Here is a 245-nt window from a genome sequence, read left to right as displayed (position 1 = left end):
AAAATTTCTTCGATAAAGGCCAGATGGCGATGCGATGCTTCGCGCGCTTCTTCCGGCTTACCGGCCATAATCGCTTCAAATATGCGGGTGCGGTGACTACTCACCAGCGGCAGCATCTCGCGACGCGAATAGAGCAATTCGAAGTTCTGGCGGACATTCTGGGCCAACATCGGCTCCATACACCTTAGCAGATGAAGCAGAACCACATTGTGGGCCGCTTCGGTGACGGCAATCTGATACTGGAG

General features: G+C 53.9%; 1 protein-coding gene. It reads right to left on the bottom strand.

Annotated elements, in window-relative coordinates:
* Positions 1-245 (bottom strand): FCD domain-containing protein (locus tag AC0L27_RS41470; RefSeq protein ID WP_473323927.1); only part of this gene is annotated, 245 nt, incomplete at both ends.

It is taken from the genome of Bradyrhizobium sp. Ken51 (assembly GCF_055807435.1).
Note: the sequence above shows the minus strand (reverse complement) of the source record. Positions and strands in the feature narration are given on the sequence as shown.